Origin of the sequence: Psychroflexus planctonicus (assembly GCF_014640195.1) — a bacterium.
GTDB lineage: Bacteria > Bacteroidota > Bacteroidia > Flavobacteriales > Flavobacteriaceae > Psychroflexus > Psychroflexus planctonicus.
Window position 1 is genome coordinate 1 of record NZ_BMGM01000007.1, and the last position, 18,310, is coordinate 18,310.

The 18,310-nt window shown below is 35.8% G+C and carries 13 protein-coding genes and 1 tRNA gene; 1 reads left to right on the forward strand and 13 read right to left on the reverse strand.

From position 1 onward, the window contains the following. Nucleotides 1-123: 123 nt before the first annotated feature. The 6 genes from IEV72_RS08430 to IEV72_RS08455 form a co-directional block, all read right to left on the reverse strand. Nucleotides 124-196, reverse strand: a tRNA-Met gene (locus tag IEV72_RS08430). Nucleotides 197-442: 246 nt separating this feature from the next. Continuing rightward, entirely contained in the window at nt 443-625 is a 183-nt protein-coding gene (locus tag IEV72_RS08435) for a CPXCG motif-containing cysteine-rich protein (RefSeq protein ID WP_188458663.1), read from the reverse strand. Nucleotide 626: 1 nt separating this feature from the next. Then, entirely contained in the window at nt 627-1,973 is a 1,347-nt protein-coding gene (locus IEV72_RS08440; protein WP_229731848.1) for a TolC family protein, read from the reverse strand. After that, nucleotides 1,951-5,145, reverse strand: a complete 3,195-nt coding sequence (locus tag IEV72_RS08445; protein WP_188458664.1) for an efflux RND transporter permease subunit — start codon at nt 5,143-5,145, stop codon at nt 1,951-1,953. Before IEV72_RS08445 ends, IEV72_RS08440 begins: the two co-directional genes overlap by 23 nt. 6 nt (nt 5,146-5,151) lie before the next feature. Beyond that, nucleotides 5,152-6,261, reverse strand: coding sequence for an efflux RND transporter periplasmic adaptor subunit (locus tag IEV72_RS08450; RefSeq protein WP_188458665.1), 1,110 nt, complete (start codon nt 6,259-6,261; stop codon nt 5,152-5,154). Nucleotides 6,262-6,282: 21 nt separating this feature from the next. Continuing rightward, complete coding sequence (locus IEV72_RS08455; protein WP_188458666.1) at nt 6,283-8,214, reverse strand: ABC-F family ATP-binding cassette domain-containing protein; 1,932 nt, start codon at nt 8,212-8,214, stop codon at nt 6,283-6,285. Between the two features lie 64 nt (nt 8,215-8,278). Between IEV72_RS08455 and IEV72_RS08460 the strand changes: the two genes are divergently transcribed. Beyond that, complete coding sequence (locus IEV72_RS08460) at nt 8,279-8,662, forward strand: DUF983 domain-containing protein (RefSeq protein ID WP_188458667.1); 384 nt, start codon at nt 8,279-8,281, stop codon at nt 8,660-8,662. Here IEV72_RS08460 and IEV72_RS08465 read toward each other — a convergent pair. The 7 genes from IEV72_RS08465 to topA form a co-directional block, all read right to left on the reverse strand. Beyond that, entirely contained in the window at nt 8,649-9,674 is a 1,026-nt protein-coding gene (locus IEV72_RS08465) for an NAD(P)/FAD-dependent oxidoreductase (RefSeq protein WP_188458668.1), read from the reverse strand. The two genes, IEV72_RS08460 and IEV72_RS08465, sit on opposite strands and share 14 nt — an antisense overlap. 72 nt (nt 9,675-9,746) lie before the next feature. Beyond that, a complete protein-coding gene (gene porN, locus IEV72_RS08470; protein ID WP_308420169.1) occupies nt 9,747-10,763 on the reverse strand; it encodes a type IX secretion system ring subunit PorN/GldN in 1,017 nt (338 codons plus the stop codon). Nucleotides 10,764-10,767: 4 nt separating this feature from the next. Next, entirely contained in the window at nt 10,768-12,348 is a 1,581-nt protein-coding gene (porM, locus tag IEV72_RS08475) for a type IX secretion system motor protein PorM/GldM (RefSeq protein WP_188458669.1), read from the reverse strand. A 44-nt stretch (nt 12,349-12,392) separates the two neighbouring features. Continuing rightward, entirely contained in the window at nt 12,393-13,046 is a 654-nt protein-coding gene (gene porL / locus IEV72_RS08480; RefSeq protein ID WP_188458670.1) for a type IX secretion system motor protein PorL/GldL, read from the reverse strand. A gap of 44 nt (nt 13,047-13,090) precedes the next feature. Continuing rightward, the gene (gene porK / locus IEV72_RS08485) at nt 13,091-14,449 is read right to left on the reverse strand and encodes a T9SS ring complex lipoprotein PorK/GldK (protein ID WP_188458671.1); all 1,359 of its coding nucleotides are present in this window, start codon (nt 14,447-14,449) and stop codon (nt 13,091-13,093) included. 101 nt (nt 14,450-14,550) lie between these two features. Then, the gene (locus IEV72_RS08490) at nt 14,551-15,711 is read right to left on the reverse strand and encodes a formimidoylglutamase (RefSeq protein ID WP_188458672.1); all 1,161 of its coding nucleotides are present in this window, start codon (nt 15,709-15,711) and stop codon (nt 14,551-14,553) included. 5 nt (nt 15,712-15,716) lie between these two features. Continuing rightward, a complete protein-coding gene (gene topA, locus IEV72_RS08495) occupies nt 15,717-18,245 on the reverse strand; it encodes a type I DNA topoisomerase (protein WP_188458673.1) in 2,529 nt (842 codons plus the stop codon). Nucleotides 18,246-18,310 lie beyond the last annotated feature (65 nt).

The following is an 18,310-nucleotide window of genomic DNA, read 5'->3' on the forward strand; positions in this document are numbered from 1 at the left end:
GGAGTAAAAACGATTGATTAAATCTGATGTATAACCAACATAGGTTTTGTCAAAGTTCCCAGAATATAATATGTAAACTACAAATTGTTCCATAAAAAAAGCCCCAATGTGGGGCTTAATTAGTAGCGGGAACTGGACTCGAACCAGTGACCTTCGGGTTATGAGCCCGACGAGCTACCTACTGCTCTATCCCGCGATATATTTTAATACCTTTATTTCAAAATTTTTGGAACCTGTGTCCGCCTGAGGCGGATATGAGCCCGACGAGCTACCTACTGCTCTATCCCGCGATATATATTTTTAATATCTTATTTCAAACTTTTTCGAACTTGTGTCCGCCTAAGGCGGATATGAGCCCGATGAGCTACCTAATGCTCTATCCCGCGATTTGGATTGCAAATATACAACTAAATATCAATCTGCAAAAATATTTCTTGGAAAATTATTGTTCAATGGAATCGGCTTGAAAACCAGCGATTTCGCCTGCTTCAACCGTAACGGTGAACTGAATTGGATTGCAACACACTTCGCAGTCTTCAATAAATGATTGATTACTAATGGATACATCCACTAAAATGCTGACTTCTTCCCAACAATATGGACATTGAAAAAAGTGTTCGTTCATTTTAAAATTCTGTATTTAAGAGTTGTCCTGTCAGCTGCAACAATTGTACTTCGGCTAATTTAGCATCGTATTTGGCTAAATTGTAGCTGGTTTGGGCATTCAATAAGTTCAATTGTGCTTGCCTAAATTCTACTGAATTGATTTGACCGAGTTTAAATTGCTCCCGTGTTCGATCGAAATTATTTTCATTCGTAGCTACGTTTTTTTCTTGTAAATTATAAATATACAAACGATTTTTATAATTTTCAAAGGCATTCTTAATGTCTCTTGCTACGCTAATCTTGATTTGTTCTTTTTGAAGTTGCTGACTTTCATAAGCTACCTTAGCATTTTGAATGCGCACTGAAGTCTGACCGCCATCAAATAAATTCCAGCTTAAACTAACGCCAGCGGAATAGCCTTTTGTAGTTTGCACCGATCCAGGAAAGAAAGGCGATTCTGGACTGATGTTTCTGTTCCAACCGTAAGAGCCAAATAAATCTAATCTTGGTAAATATCCCGTAAAACTCAACTTTCGGTCATATTCAGAAATCAGTAAATTTTCTTTTATTTGCCGAATAGAAACATTGTTGTCTTCCGCTTCATCTATAAAGTTTTCAATTTCTAAAATGGGTATGAAATTCACCGTTGTGTCTACTACAAATTCAGCTGAAAGTTCTTCGTTTAAAACCACTGATAAATCGCGTTTGATGTTGTCTAAATTTTGCTTTTCGTTGATTAAATTGATGCTATCATTGGCTACATCTACTTCAGCATTCAGCACTGCTAGCTTATTGATTTGCCCATAATTAAATTGATATTCAACACGCTGCAAACGTTCTCTTGAAAGAGACAAGGTGTTTTCAAGCACTTCCACATTTTTGAATCTTCTCGCCAATTCGTAATACACACTAAACATTTGTGTTAAGGTATTTTCAATGGTTTCGCGGGCTTCTAATTGAGATAAATTATGTTCTAACTTAAGTTGTTCATAATTGTAAATCCTACCCATTCCATCAAAAAGGGTATAATTCAAATCTAAACTAGCGTTGTAGCGTTGCGTTTCTAAATCGTTTTGGTCAAGCGGGTCACGACCTTCTATTTCTGCAAGTCGATCTTGTAAACTAAAATCCCAACCCATGTTGGTGCTCAATGACGGCAAGTAACCCGAATTAAGGATCCCTGTGTTGTTTTCTGCTATTTCAACATCGTTTTCCGCAATTTTAATCCCATAGTTGTTATCTAAAACCGACTTTACTGCTTCAGACTTGGTGAGCACTTCTTGTGCATGTCCTTTCCAACTAAAAACAAGCAAGAAGCTGAAAACTAAATAAAAAGCGCTTTTTCTATTCATAATGTGCTTCTTCATTTTTTTCTTTTATTGCTCTTTCCACTTCTTCTGGGTGAATTTTTCTACCGGTTGCTAACCATTTTACATTCACTTTTAAAGAATTGCTCAATGACAAAAAGATTGGTAGTAAAATAAGGGTTAAAATGGTAGCAATCCCAATTCCATAGGCGATGGAAATGGCCATAGGAATTAAAAATTGAGCTTGTCTACTCTGTTCAAAAATCAAAGGAGCTAAACCTGAAATGGTGGTTAATGAAGTTAAAAATATAGCTCTAAATCTCGATTTTCCAGCTTCATAAAGTGCATCATTGAACTTTAAGCCTTCTCGCAAATTGTTGTTGAATCTACCGATCAATACCAAACCATCATTTACCATAATTCCGATTAAAGCAATTATTCCTAAAAGGGATAAAATATTAATGGGAAAACCATGAATATAATGCCCCCAAGCTACTCCAACCAAACTAAATGGAATGAGTAAAATAAGCATTATGGGCTGACTAAAACTTCTGAAAGTGAAGGCGATAACCACAAAAATCAGAAATATTATGACGGGAAATGTAGCTTTAGCTGAATCGATGGTTTTTCCTGCTTCTCGATTTTGACCTTCGTAAACCACGGACAAAGTAGGATTTTCATTCAAAATCGATGGAATGACATCAGTTTGTATTTCGGTAAGAATTTCAGTAGAACTATCGTTGGGGTTTTCTAAATCGGCATCGACTCTGATTTCGCGTTTTCCGTTTAAGTAACTGATGGATTCTGTACCGCGAATAATTTGGTAGGAAGCGATTTCACTAAAAGGAACTTTTCCGCCAGAAGCGGTGTTGATACGAAATTCATCTAATTTAGAAATGGAAGAACGGTTTTCGAAATCGTAGCGAACCCAAACGCGTATTTCGTCTTTTCCACGCTGAAAACGTTGTGCTTCCCGACCAAAAAAGGCATTACGCACTTGGCGCATTACTTCACCTAAATCTAAACCCAATGCGTAGGCACTTGGCTTCAAATTGATTTCAATTTCTTTGATTCCTTTGGGGTCGTTATCGGTTACGTCTTTTAATTGGTTGTTGTCTTCCATCCACGACTTCAACTTATTCTTCGCATTTTGTAATTCTTCGATGTTATTTCCTAACAAGGAAACCGAAATGGGCGAACCCCCAAAATTACTTCCCGAGCCAAAAGTGATGCTCTCTACTCCGTAAATGGGTCCTGTTTCCTCTCGAATGGCGTTGGTGATTTCAGCAGAAGAAAAATCACGGTCTTCTCCTGGCAATAAGTTTACTTGTACAGAAGCTTTGTTGTTACCAGGTCCAACGCGTTTTACCGTGTTTTCAATAACTTGTAAATTATTGCTTTGTTTTTTTGAATATGCTTCATTTACTCGCCATGCGGCTTCTTCAACAATTGAAATAATGGAATCGGTTTGGGCTGGATTTACCCCTTCGGTCATTAACAAATTGACATCTACCCGATCGCTGGCTACACTCGGAAAAAAGGTGACTTTTACAATATTTCCAGCAACTGCACCAATGGTCAATGCCAAAGCAGCAAATATGATGGACAATGAAAAAATTCGATTATGAAGTGCGAATTTTAAGATGGGAGCGTAGGATTTATCGCGTAAGAAACCCATGATTTTATCACCGAATTCATTGATGTTTTTCATTTTGGCGAAAAACTTTCCGATCAATGTTTTTTTCTGCTTCCCGATTTTCTTTGGCTTGATTGCTCTGGAATGCGCAATGTGCGCTGGTAAAATGATGAATGCTTCAATTAAAGAAATAGTTAACGTTAGCAAGACAACTATGGAAACCTGACTGAAAAATTCGCCTATTCTTCCTTCTAAAAAGAAAAAAGTAGCAAAGGCTAAAATAGTAGTTAAAATGGCTGATGTAATGGGTGGAATTACTTCCAAAGTACCATCTATGGCAGCTCGAATTGGGGGTTTTCCGTTTTCGTAATGCTGGTATATGTTTTCAGCTATGACAATTCCATCGTCTACCAAAATACCGATTACAATAATCATGGCAAATAAGGAAAGTACGTTGATGGTAACACCAAAAAGATTGGCAAAGATGAACATTCCTAAGAACGACAAGGGCAAACCTAACGAAACCCACAGTGCCAGCCTGATGTTTAAGAAAATGGAAAGAAAAGTAAGCACCAATAAAATTCCCACCGCCGCATTTTCTAACAACAGCTGTGTACGCTGTTCTAAGGTAATGGAAGAATCGCTAACTACATTTAATTGAACATTGTTATTAGCAGCATTAAATTCTTCAATATACTCTTTGATATTGCTTGCAGTGGAAAGTAAATCTTCTGAATTGGTGTTGCTGATTACCAAGTTTACCGCTGCGTTTCCATTAAAAAATAAGGCGTTTGGCGTTTCTTCGAAGCGATCTCTTACCGTTCCGACATCGCTCAATCGAATGGGTGAACCGCCAGTTGTAGTTTTGATGATGACTTTATTGAGTTCATCAGCATAATAACTTCGAGTGTTGGCGCGAATTAAATAATCTTCTGCGTCGGTTTTGATGGTGCCACCGGTTGAAAGTAAGTTAGAGCCACTCACCCTTTGCGCAACTTCATCGAAAGTTAAATCGTAGGCCAAAAGTGCATCTTGACTTAAAGCGATTTCAATTTCTTCGTTGGGAAAACCGCGGATTTCAATTTGAGAAATTCCGTCAATCATGCGCAAATCAGATTCAATTTTATAGCTGATGTCCTTCAAAGTTTTCAAAGGAACACTTTCACCAGAAAGCGAAAATTCTATGGTTTGCCTTACATTTTCGGTTTTGGCAACCACCAAAGGTTCCATGCCTACAGGAAAATTGGGCACTCGGTCTACCGCATTTTTCACTTCGGTAAGCATGACGTCGATGTTTTCGCCGTCTTCAATTTCAACAGTAATGGAACCGCCACTTTCGCGAGCCACAGCTGTTGTTCTATCGATGCCTTCTAAACCTTTTAAGTTGTCTTCAATTTTAAGGATAATGCCTTCTTCAATTTCTTCTGGAGACGAACCTGGATAAGTGATGTTTACATTGATTATTTTGGATTCCTGAAGCGGAAAAAAAGATGACTTTAAACTGAAAATCCCTACAAATCCAAAAATGACAAATGCAAGAATAATGACATTTACGGCCACTTCATATTTTATAAAATAGGTAATGAGTTTTCTCAAGGCAGTTTAGTTTTTGTTGAGCTTGACTAACATTCCTGAATAGGCACTGGATAAGTTAGACGTCATAATTACATCGCCATTATCAAGCCCTTTTACAACGGCTGTATTCGCATCGAAATGCAAAGGCTGAACTTTTTTTAATGCTAAAATTGAATCTTTCACCACAAAAACTTCGTTGGTGTTATTGATTAACGAGCGATTCAACTCAAATGCGTTTTGAATGGTTTGCCCTTTTATGGTGGCTTCTAAGTACATGCCTTCATTTAGGTTTTCATCTTCCACATTTACAAACACTTGAATGGTTTGAGAATTTGGATCTACCTGACTGTTGATTCGGCTTACTACTCCGCTCGTATGTTGCACATTGTCCAGTGCTTTCAAATTAACGCTATCGCCCACATGAATGTATTTGATAAAGTCTTTTTGAAGGGCAATTTCCAATTCCATCACTTCGGGGTCAATAAATTCTCCTAAGCGTTGGCCGGGTCTTACCAAAGTTCCTGGAGTAATGTCTGCTTCGGTTAAAATACCTGTAAAAGGTGCACGAATGTTGAATTTAGCCAGACGAACTTCTAAGTTTTTGATGTTATAATACGAAGTTAAAATCCCCCTACCACTAATAAAGTAATTGAAAGATTCTGATTGTATTTCGGGTAACTTCGGTAAATCTTTTTCAACTGAAAGTGAATTTAGGTAATCCTGCCATGCTTTATATTGTTCAGGATAATCTATTCTTAAATCAGGCATCAAGGAAACCAACAAATTGATAAATTCACTTTTGGTGGATTTTAAGCTGGCTAAAAATTCTTCGCTATTGATATTGACCAAAACTTCGTTAGCTCGGTATTCCTGTCCAGGACGAAACAGTTTTTTTGAAGGCTTAAAAACGCCTTGCACTTCACTAAAAATTTCAAACTTGGTTAGCGCGGTTAAGCTTCCATTGGTTTTGATTTCAACAAGGATATCTTTGTTCTCAACTGTTTTTACTGAAATAGGTTTTGCAATGTCTACTTTTTCATTGACTTCCTTTACATTGCTTTTCACCAAATATATAGCACCAAAAATGGAAAGTGCAATGATGATTAACCCAATAATGGCAAGTATAACTTTTCTCATGAATAATTTAATTTGAATGGGTTAGTAAACGGAAACTTTTTCAAGATTTATCTGTACTTCTTCCCAATCTTCCATTAGCTTAGACAGTCTTTTTTTCTTTTGGTTGTATGTGTCGAAAAAGTTTTCCTGAGCTATGGTTTTTTCGTAATTTACTTGCAATTCAACATCCGTTTTTTTGATTTCCTTCTCCAATTGACTTATTTCGGCTTCAATTTTAGAAAGTCTGTTTTTCAATGATTTTTGTTTCTTTTGGTCTTCGTAAGATTGTTGCTTCTTTTCAGGAGCATTCTCAGTTTGTTTTTCATTGGAAGCCGAAGGAGTAGATTTTTCAACTTGACGCATATCGCCTAGTTTTCGTTCTTTCAAATAATCGTCTATTCCACCTAAAAATTCTTTCAACTCATGGTTTCTGAATTCAAAAACACGGTCTGCTAAACCTTGTAAGAAATCTCGGTCGTGAGAAACTAAAATCAGCGTTCCTTCAAAATTATTCAATGCACTTTTCAGCACATTTTTAGACTGAATGTCCAGGTGATTAGTAGGCTCATCCATTACCAACACATTAAATGGGCTGAGCAACATTTTGGCTAATGCCAGTCGGTTTCTTTCGCCACCGGAAAGTACTTTTACGTATTTTCCAACGTCATCTCCACGGAATAAAAACGAACCTAAAATGTCTCGTACTTTGCTTCGGTTAGTCTCATTGGCAGCATCAATCATGGTATCTAAAACGGTTTTATTTCCATCTAAATATTCCGCTTGATTTTGTGCGAAATAGCCAATTTGCACGTTGTGACCCAGTTTCAATTGGCCTTGGTGTTCAATTTCGCCGATAATAATTTTAGCTAAGGTGGTTTTTCCTTGACCATTTTGCCCAACAAAAGCCAGTTTAGTTCCGCGTTCAATCATAAAATTGAAGTTGTTCAAAACGGTTTTATCGCCGTAGGTTTTGGATACTTTTTCAGCTTCAACAATTACTTTCCCTGGATTTACCGAAATCGGAAATTTTATGTTCATGCTAGCATTGTCTTCTTGGTCTACTTCAATGCGATCGATTTTGTCCAGTTTTTTAATCAATGATTGAGCCATGGTAGCTTTTGATGCTTTAGCTCTAAATTTTTCGATTAATTTCTCGGTTTGGTCAATTTCCTTCTGTTGATTTTTTTGTGCCGAAAGTTGTTGCTCCATCAGCTCTTTTCGAAGCACCTTAAAATCAGAATAATTTTTAGGATAATCGTAAATTCTACCTAAGGAAATTTCAATGGTACGGTTGGTCACTTCGTCTAAAAACATTTTGTCGTGCGAAACAATTACTACACAACCGGCGTAATTGGTTAAGAAACCTTCCAACCATATAATACTTTCGATATCCAAGTGGTTAGTGGGCTCATCCAAAAGCAAAATATCGTTGTTTTGAAGTAATAGTTTCGCCAATTCAATCCGCATACGCCATCCACCAGAAAAGGTGTCGGTTACTTTGTTGAAATCACTTTCTAAAAAACCTAAACCTTTCAATACACGCTCTGCACTTCCTTTGTAGTTGTAACCACCAAGAAATTCGTATTGAGTTTGCTTTTCGCTCAAATCGATCATTAGTTGATGATAAGAATCACTCTCATAATCAGTTCGGTCTGCCAATTGTTGATTAATTTCTGCTAATTCTGCTTCTAATTGTTTGATTTCATAAAAAGCCTGATGTGCTTCTTCAATCACCGTTCGTCCTTCTTCAAAGTCGATATCCTGTTTCAGAAATCCGATTCGAATGCCTTTTTCTTTAGCGATTTCACCAGTATCCTTTTGCATTTCTCCAGAAATAATCTTCAGCATAGTAGACTTCCCTGCCCCATTTTTGCCCACCAGACCAATTCGATCACCAGCAGACAATTTAAAGCTAATGTCTTTGAACAAGTACTCTCCAGAAAAGGAAACCGACAAATTATTTATATGTATCATTAGTTACTGTAAGTTTTTGCAAATATTGCTATTTTTGAATTCTTATTCATTAAATAAAATTAAAATGCTGAAAGGCTCAAAACTCTATAGTATTTTCACTGGAACCTGTCCAGTTTGTCAATCTGAAAGTATGTATGTATCATCCAACCCATATAATCTTTCTAAAGCGACCGCGATGAACGAACGCTGTTCGCATTGCAACACCAAATACAAAATAGAGCCTTCCTTTTTCTATGGAGCCATGTATGTTAGTTATGGATTAGGCGTAGCTATTGCTGTAGCTGCATTCATTATAACCTATTCATTTCTATCCTTAGATAAACTGACTGCTTTTTTTGTGATTTTAGGTAGTTTAGTTGTGTTGATGCCCATCAACTTGCGTTTGTCTAGAAATATTTGGATCAATATGTTTATGAGTTACGACAAAGAAAAAGCTAAAGATGCTTAAAGCGTTTTATATCGATTTCTTTCTTTAATGGAAGTTGGTCTTCAAGTTGATTTATCAATTCATTAGCAAGCAAAGGAGCCAATAACAAACCTCGACTTCCCATACCATTGAACACATGTACATTTTTGTATTTGGAATGAGTACCGTAAATCGGTTTTTTGTCACTTACCGTAGGTCGAATACCCGCTACTTGGTCAACAATTGTATATTCACTCGTGAGCATCTTATTTAAGTGGAATTGCAATTCATCTCTTGCCACGGTCGAAGGTTGATTGTCGAATTCATTCCGGTTGTAGGTAGCGCCATACTTATACAAATCATCTCCTAATGGAATTAAGAAGTATTTATTTTTCAATATGGCTTTTAGTTGAAGCGATTTCAATTGAATAATCAAGTATTCGCCTTTGTTTCCTTGAATGGATAACTTCTGAAAAAAAGGATTGTTCACAATACCAAAACCTTCTGAAAAGATAATGTGTTTAGCTTTTAAACCATCATATTCCACATGGTCGGAATGCATATTCAGTTTAGCATAATCGAATGTAGAAAACACAAATTGTTCAAGTTGCTTTAACCTGTCCATTTCATGATTTACAATTTTTTGAATTGAAATAACCCCACCACCATTAACTTTACTCATTTTAAAAGGGGCATGAATTCCATTATAAGCAGAAACAAGTTCCGTGGAAACATACTCCTGATTAATCACATTCGCTAAAGCCAAATGATTGTTCTGCTCTTCAACCGAATTAAAAATTCGATGAATAGGATATTCCGAGAAAGCGTTTACTTCAAATGAAGCATAAAATTGCTTTGCATAAGGTAAAAATTCATTGATGTTCCAAACTAGCTTTCCTGTTTTCAACATCACAGGGTTTACAAGTCCACCTGCTGCAAGTGTCGCTTTTTGGGATGCATCAGAAACGATGATAAAACTCCTATTCTTATTACTTAATGCTTTTGAAAGTGATAAACCCGAAATTCCAAAACCTACAACAATATAATCTAACATAGAATAATTCTTTTTTAAAACACAAAAACGCCCAAAGTGGGCGTTTTAATGTCTTTTGTATTTATCAAAGGATTAGTGATTCCACATGTCCAATTCAAAATTTCTTATTTCTTCACGAATACGATCTGCTTCTAACAATTGCATCATAGCATCATTTTGAATATATTCTTGAATTTTTCTATCACCATATTCGTTTTGAGTTTTATATATAACAGCATCAAATCGTCTAGAATTCAATAAATGATCAAAACTTACCGGCTTTGCTCCGTTATCATTATTTAAGACTTTTCCTTTATGCAAAGCCATTCTAGCATCAGCAAACCAGATCCAAAAATATTCGACAGGAGTTGAAGCTACACTAGTTCCTTTAGTTCTAACATCGTCTCCAACTGGTGCAATACCTAATAGGCGGTAACGCATTTCTCCTTGTATTTTATCAAAATACCACATTCCTTTGATGTGATAATAAGAAATATCAGAAGGAGTAATTTCAGTAGTCTCAATAAAATAACTCAATCTATCTATTAAATCAGCTGGATAATGATCTTCTAAAGTACCTTCTTTGAACCGTTCAATATATAAGTCTTGTTGTTCAGTACCTACAATACCATACTCATCAAGAATAGGCAAACCTGCGTCAATAATTCGAGTATATTTTAATTGTCCTAGAGCTTTTTCACCAACATATTGGTCTTCTTCCCTAAAATAATCTGATCCATAAATTTGGGTAATCGCTGTTTCAGATGGATTTTCTGAAGCACCGTCTTTTATGGCATCAACTAAAACTTGAAATAAAGGTTTTCTATTATCACTAAACATAGTTTCCCTTGTAGGATAAAACAATGGAAAGTTTACCTTTTGTTTTAAATCAATTTTTTCCCAAATAACCTTGGACCACAAAATATCCCGATCACCAATATAACCATACTCAAGTGGCTCATCATTGTTACCTGACTTTTCGTCTTCCGTCATCACTCCTACTTCCTTCGGTGTCTTTGCATTAAGAATATTCGACTGAGCGAAAGATTGCAAAGTGAATAAGACAGCGAAAAGGAAGGAAAGTTTATAAGCCATTAATTTCATAATCATAAATTTAATTTGTCAATTGTACTTCAAAAGAAGTTGGACTAGGTACGTTTACACCTGGAACATCAGCACGTATATCAAAAATAGTTAAAACATCTCCAGCATTTGCAAAATTTAATAATTGTTGGGCTGCTGCATCAAAAGTATTACCACTAACTGTAACAGCAGGTCTTCCTGGAACTCTAACAGAAAATCGTTTTACGACTGCAGAAATATCAAAATCAAAGTTTTCAAACTCAGCACCTATAGGCGAACGAGAAAGTGCGTTTTTAGTTATACCAATAGGCTTACCTTCTGGAATTTGACCTCGAACAGTTCCTGTTGGTCTTGGTAAAGATTTGATTCTGAAAGTTACTGGTGGAGAGTTAAATGGTGACCCATCAACTTCACCACGTACATTTACTTTTACTTCTTTACCAGTAGAAGGTTTAAGAATATAACTCGATGCTGTTAATTTTGTAAGTTTTGATCCCGAAGCCGATACTTGCATCTTGTTTTCTGGTACACCTGGCATGGATACAGTGATCGGGTTATCAACACCACGATAAACCACATTCATTTTATCTGCAGATACAATTGCTTGATTCGGCTTAGGTATTACTTGGAATTTTTGATTTACATCAACTACAACATCTTCGCCATCTTGTTTAAATATCAATTCACCCTCAATAGTTTGGTCACCGAGTTGAGAAGCAGTAACATTCAATTTTACACGACCACCTTCAATAGTATAATCAGTACCTTTAACTAATTTACGTCCATTTAATTTCAAATTTTCATCCGATGGAACGGTAGATGCATCTTCACGACCTAATACAATTGAACCATCAAAAGTTTCACCTTGAAAATAAGCACCTTTTTCTTGCTTTAATAAGGTTGTATATTTATCCATAGAAGCAATTGAAGTCAACTGTCCTGCTAATTTAACGGATAAGACCTCATTTTCAATAATCTTCAGATCATGCTGCAGATTTGATAGTTTTGTAATTGTAGAAATTAAAGGATATCCAACAAAATGATAATTTATATAATTTTGAGGGGTTGAGTTCTTACCACCATCCCTAGGATTTACATCGGCAGCACTAAATTTTTCATTTATAGTTTTCACATACGGAGCATACACATCTGCGTCTCCTAGTAATGCAGTCATTTTCTCCTGATAAGTTCTCATATTATTGAGAAAAGCTTCACCTTCTGGTTTGAGTTTATCACCTTTACGAAAGTATTCACTCACAAAGGCATCTTTATCCATCGTTTCATAATCCTTAGGATCATCAACTGAAGCCTCAAATTTGGCTTTTAAATCACCAAGATAAGCATATAATTCTTCAGTATACTCAACAACTTTTACTGCTTCGTTTCTTACTTCTGCAAACTGTTCAGGTTGATCCTGAGCTTTTATATTAAGCTGCTCTAAAGCTTTCGAATTTTTTTGTTCAAAATTTAAGCTTGAATCTTCTAGAGATTCATTAATTTGTCCAAATGCAGATAATACTTCCTTAGACATATTTAGTGCAAGCATTGCAATAAATACGAGGTACATAAGGTTAATCATCTTCTGCCTTGGCGTTTCTTTTCCTCCTGCCATAAAATAATGCTTTTAAATTATAATTAATTTTTTTTTAATTAGGGTTAATTATTTTTTGGAGACATAGCACTTAACATTCCTCCGTAAACGCCATTTAAAGAGTTTAAGTTTGCAGTAAGCGATTCCATTTGATCCTTTAAACGCCCAGCATTATCAGTAACTGCTTGATTAATTTCAGCTTGCTTTGTAGCAGCGTCAACTTGTACCTTATATAAATTATTTAAAGACTCCATCTGTGTAGCAGCTTGAGAGATTTGGCTGCTGTATTTTTGTTGAGATTCCATAGCTTCAGCTGTAGGAGCAATGTGCTTAGATGCAGCTTCAAAGTTTTTGATACTTTCGCCTAAACTTTCCATCAATTTAGAATCAACTTTTGCTTCTTTAAGCATATTATCTAACTTTTTAGATAATAAACCTTGCTCGTCTTGTGCTTCAACAGCATCATTTGCAGCAGAAGACTCACCTCCAGCTAATTCAGGATAAACTTTAGACCAGTCTAATTCATCATCAACTGGCTCAAAAGCTGATATAGCAAATACTAAAGCTTCAACTACAAGACCAATTGTTAACATTACACCCCCTGTTAGAAATCCGAATTCTAAGTGCTGAATTTTAAATAATGCTCCAAGGATTACAATTGCTGCTCCTAGACCATATACCATATTCATTATTTTCTTCTGTGCTTTTGACTTTGCCATTTTGTTAAATTTTAATTGTTTTTATTGATGTTTATTGTTTAATTTTATTTATTTCTTAAATCGAGATTATTCCCTAAGAAATCTTGAACGGTCCTAAAACCGATATAACTTCTAGCTGTATCTGCATATTCAAAATCGCGGGTACTCACTTGCAAGAAATAACTTACATCTTTCCAAGAACCACCACGAACAACTTTTCGCTTATTTCCTTTGTTATTTACGTTAGGACTCATACTAGACATGTATTCATAAGAATCTGCTTCATAAGAATCGCCTACCCATTCTGAAACATTCCCCGACATATTATACAATCCAAAATCATTTGGTTGATAAGAATCAGCCTCTACAGTATATAGAGCTTCATCTGCTGCATAATCGCCACGTAAGGGTTTAAAGTTTGCTAAGAAGCATGCTCTATCATCTTTTGCATAAGGACCACCCCAAGGATAAGTTCCAGATTCTAAGCCACCACGTGCAGCATATTCCCATTCCGCTTCAGTTGGCAACCTAAAGAAGTTCACATGTTCCAAATCTTTAGATTTTCTGAAGCCATTTAAATATTGAGTTCTCCAATCTGAAAATGCTTTAGCTTGATTCCAATTTACACCAACTACAGGATAGTTGTCGTAAGCTGCATGTGAAAAATAATCGTTGTGCAAAGGTTCATTGTATGAATAATGGAAATCACGAATCCAGACCGTTGTATCAGGATAAACTTGTACTTCTGCTTCTTCTATAAAATTAGTTCTATCAGCACCTGCTCTAGCAGCAGCCTGAACATCCATAGATTTTAATGAGTAAGTGAATTTAGTTACATCCATCATACGCTCGCCATTGTATGACTGATCATCTGAAAGATAAAATTCATCCATAACATATACATAATCTGCATCTGGATATTCTTCAACATCCCAAATTATATCAACATCCCAATTAATTTTCTGGTTCATCGGATCATAATGTTTCGAAAATTCTTGAAATGGAGTTAAGTTTCCTGCATCTTGATCAGCTGCATTTTTAAAGGCATAATCTCCGATGGTTCTATTATTTCTTCCACCTCCGCCTTGGCCTCCGCCAGCTACATCAGCTGCTTCAGCCAACTTTTGACGCACTATTGAATCTCTGACCCAACGTACGAACTGTCTGTATTCAGAATTTGTGATTTCAGTTTCATCCATGTAGAACGATGGAACAGTTACTGTTTTAGTTGGAGCGTTTTTCAATCCAGCAATATCGTAATCTGATTTACCCATGATAAAAGCACCGCCTTGCACGAGCACCATACCAAAAGGCTTTTCTGGATTCCATTTTTTTCCTTTTACACCTACCAATTGTCCACGATCGTTGCTTCCACAACTAACAATTAATAAAGCTAACATAAGGACTGGGAATATATTTCTCATCTGCATTTGATTATCATCAATTTTTAAAGTCGTAAACCTATTTAATTATTTTCAAAAATACAACATAATTCTTAAAAATGACTTAATTTAGAACTAATCAACTAAATTTCATTTTTACATTTCGCTCTATACCAGCGATTAGGGTATATTTGATCGCAAGCATTTAAGTAATCTTCCTTACTACATGGTAAGAACGAAACTTCTGAAAGTTTATTACGTTTATTTGCAAATTGTGGAATTTCGATCCACCATCTACCTGTTTTTTCACTTTCATAAAAATTAAGAACACTTTCATTTATAGGCACTTTATAAGTAGTAAATAAAGATGTATTAAGTTTTGGATTTTCTTTTAATCTAAAATTTACCCCTTCAATAAAATACCAAAATATTTGTGCCGCAATTTGAGAAATTGAATCGAGATTTTCAAACTTTTCTAGATGATATATTGCAAAACTTGTATTTTTATCGCTTAAGCCAGCATATCTAGCGAAAATACAAAGCTCTTTGGCTGTAAAACCATTGACCATTTTATGATTAGGTAGAGCAATTTCTGAAGCCTTAATGCTTTCAAAATCTATGCTAACTAAATCCGCATCCCTTAAAACAGGCTCCATTTCTGTAGGTTCATCGCTGGTTTCGCCTAAACGGTAAGCTTCAAAATAAAGTTTCTCTACTAAATCTTTTTCTTCTTGCTTGACATAGTAAGTTTGGTAACCCAAATTTGAAAAATTAAACAAATTGTAAGGCTCGTTTACAATCATGTGGCTAACGTAAGATTGCGAACTTATGGGTTGATCTGCATCTCCAATGTCAAATTTAGCATCTATACCCACCAAATTAACCATATACTTATAGTTATCATAAGCGCGATATTGCGCGTAGGTTAAATCTTGACGGCCACCCAAAATAATCAGAATTATATTTTTACGCATCAATTCTCGTTGAATTTCCTGTAGAACGTAAAATGTATCTGAAAGCTGATTTCCAGGTGAAATATTTCCTAAATCAAGAATTTTTTTATTCCAATTGCCTTGATATAGCCGAAATAAATCTTCTCTTATATGTATATAAAAGTTAGGGTTTTTAGAATATTCATCTTCAAATTCAGTAACGGATATCAAAGCCAAATCAAATGCTGACCAGTCTTCAATTTCTATTTCGTGATAAAATTGAACTGCTCTACCAATACTTTCTTTTTCAAAAGCATGAACTCGATTTGTAAAATCTGTTGGTAAAGCTTCTAAAAATGAAAAGGCTTCCATAAAAATTATTTCTTACTTTTAGTATTGGTCTTTTTAGATGATGCTTTTTTAGTTGAAGTTTTCTTTTTGGCAGCTGCTTTTTTCTTCTTAGGAGCTTTCTTCTCCAACATGGCTTTTACTTCATCTAAAGTTAAAGCTTCAGCATCTGTAGTTTTGGGTAGTTCTACTTTAGTTTTCCCTTTAGACACTTTAAATCTTCCCCATCGTGCTTTTTCAACTTTTATGCCTTCATCTTCCCAATGGTGAATTAATTTATCTTTCTCTTTTTGAATTTTATCTTCAATCAAAGTTTCGATATCTTCATCACTCAAATTATCAAAATCGTATTTTTTACTCACATTGATGAACATATCGTTCCATTTTAAAAATGGACCAAATCTTCCCACTCCTTTTTGAACTCCTTTACCTTTATATTCATAAATGGGTTTATCGGCTTCTTCTTTTTCTTTGATTAGTTCCAAAGCGCGATCGTATGTAACTTCCAATGGGTCTTCGTCTTTTGCTAAGGAAACAAACTTTTTCCCAAAACGAACATAAGGTCCAAATCTGCCTACATTGGCTTCCACTTCTTCCCCTTTGTATTCGCCTAATGCTTTTGGAAGCTTGAACAAATCCATAGCTTCTTCAAAAGTGATGCTTTGTAAAGTTTGACTGGGTCTTAAGCCTGCAAATCTGGGTTTCTCATCATCTTCCACCGAACCAATTTGCACCATGGCGCCGTATTTACCTAATCTTGCGCTTACGGGTTTTCCTGATTTGGGATCGGTTCCTAAAACGCGTTCGCCTACTTCTCGCTCGGCATTTTTCTCTACATCTTTTACCGTGGGATGAAATTTACTGTAAAATGATTTTAGTACTTGCGTCCAGTCTTTTTTTCCTTCAGCTATTTTATCGAAATCTTCTTCTAGTTCTGCTGTAAAATTGAAATCTAAAATCCCACTAAAATGCTCGACTAAGAAGTCGTTTACTACCATTCCTACATCGGTAGGTACTAATTTACCTTTGTCCGAACCTACCATTTCAGATAGTTCTTTTTCGGCAATTTTATTTTCAGTTAAGGTAAACTGTGTATATTTTCGTTCTTTGCCTTCCACTTGACCTTTTTCAACATATTTTCTATTCTGAATGGTAGAAATGGTCGGCGCGTATGTAGATGGTCTACCAATACCTAATTCTTCTAACTTTTTCACTAAAGATGCTTCTGTATAGCGAGAAGGTGGTCTGGTAAAACGCTCGGTAGCTTGAATAATATTATTGGTTAATTCGTCACCTTCTTTCATTCTTGGTAAGATTCCGCTTTGCTCTTCTTCTTCGTCGTCTTTACCTTCTAAATATACTTTTAGGAAACCATCAAATTTAATCATTTCGCCACGTGCAGTAAATGCATCTTTGTGTTTATTGGCTTCAATTTTTACAGTGGTTCGTTCCAATTGAGCATCACTCATTTGTGAAGCAATGGCACGTTTCCAAATCAGCTCATACAATCTTTTTTGGTCGTAATCTGCTCCCGTATTGTGAATAGCAAAATTAGTCGGACGGATGGCCTCGTGTGCTTCTTGCGCTCCTTTTGCACCTGATTTGTAGCTGCGTTCTTTGTGGTATTTTTCGCCATAAGCAGATTCTATTTCTTGCTTCGCCCCTTTTTTGGCTTCATTCGATAAATTTACACTATCGGTACGCATGTACGTAATGTGACCTGACTCGTATAATCGTTGCGCCAAACTCATGGTTTTTCCAACTGGGAAATACAGCTTTCTAGCTGCTTCTTGTTGCAAAGTAGAAGTTGTAAATGGCGGTGCTGGCGATTTTTTAGCTGGTTTGGTAGTTAACTCCCCAACTTTAAAATCAGCTCCTAAATTTTGTTCTAAGAATTTTTTGGCTGCTTCTTTCGAAGGTAAATTTTTGGCTAGTTTGGCTTTAAAACTCGAACCATCTTTGGTACTGAATTCAGCATCTATTCGGTAAGATGCTTCCGCCGTAAAATTGATGATTTCGCGTTCGCGTTCAACAATTAATCGTACTGAAACTGATTGTACTCGACCGGCAGACAAGCCGCCTTTTACTTTTCTCCATAAAATGGGAGATAATTCATATCCCACCAAGCGGTCTAAAATTCGTCTGGCTTGTTGTGCGTTGACTAAATGATAATCAATTTCACGTGGATTTTCAATAGCTTTGTTAATAGCCGATTTGGTAATCTCGTGAAAAACGATACGTTTGGTATTTTCTGGCTTCAAACTTAAAGCTTCCGATAAATGCCAAGCAATGGCTTCTCCTTCTCGGTCTTCATCACTTGCTAGCCATACCATTTCAGATGATTTTGCTAGCTTCTTCAATTTGCTTACAACATCTTTTTTATCCTTACTAATAATGTATTTGGGTTTGAAGTCTTGATCCACATCAACACCAATTTCTTTGGAAGGTAAATCTGAAATATGTCCATAACTGGAAGCCAAATGGTAATCTTTGCCCAGAAATTTCTCAATGGTTTTTGCCTTTGCAGGAGACTCTACAATCACTAAATTCTTAGCCATACTTAAAAATTATGCTGCAAAAGTAGACGAATTTTTTGATTTCGGTTTTTGAAATGGAATAGTTT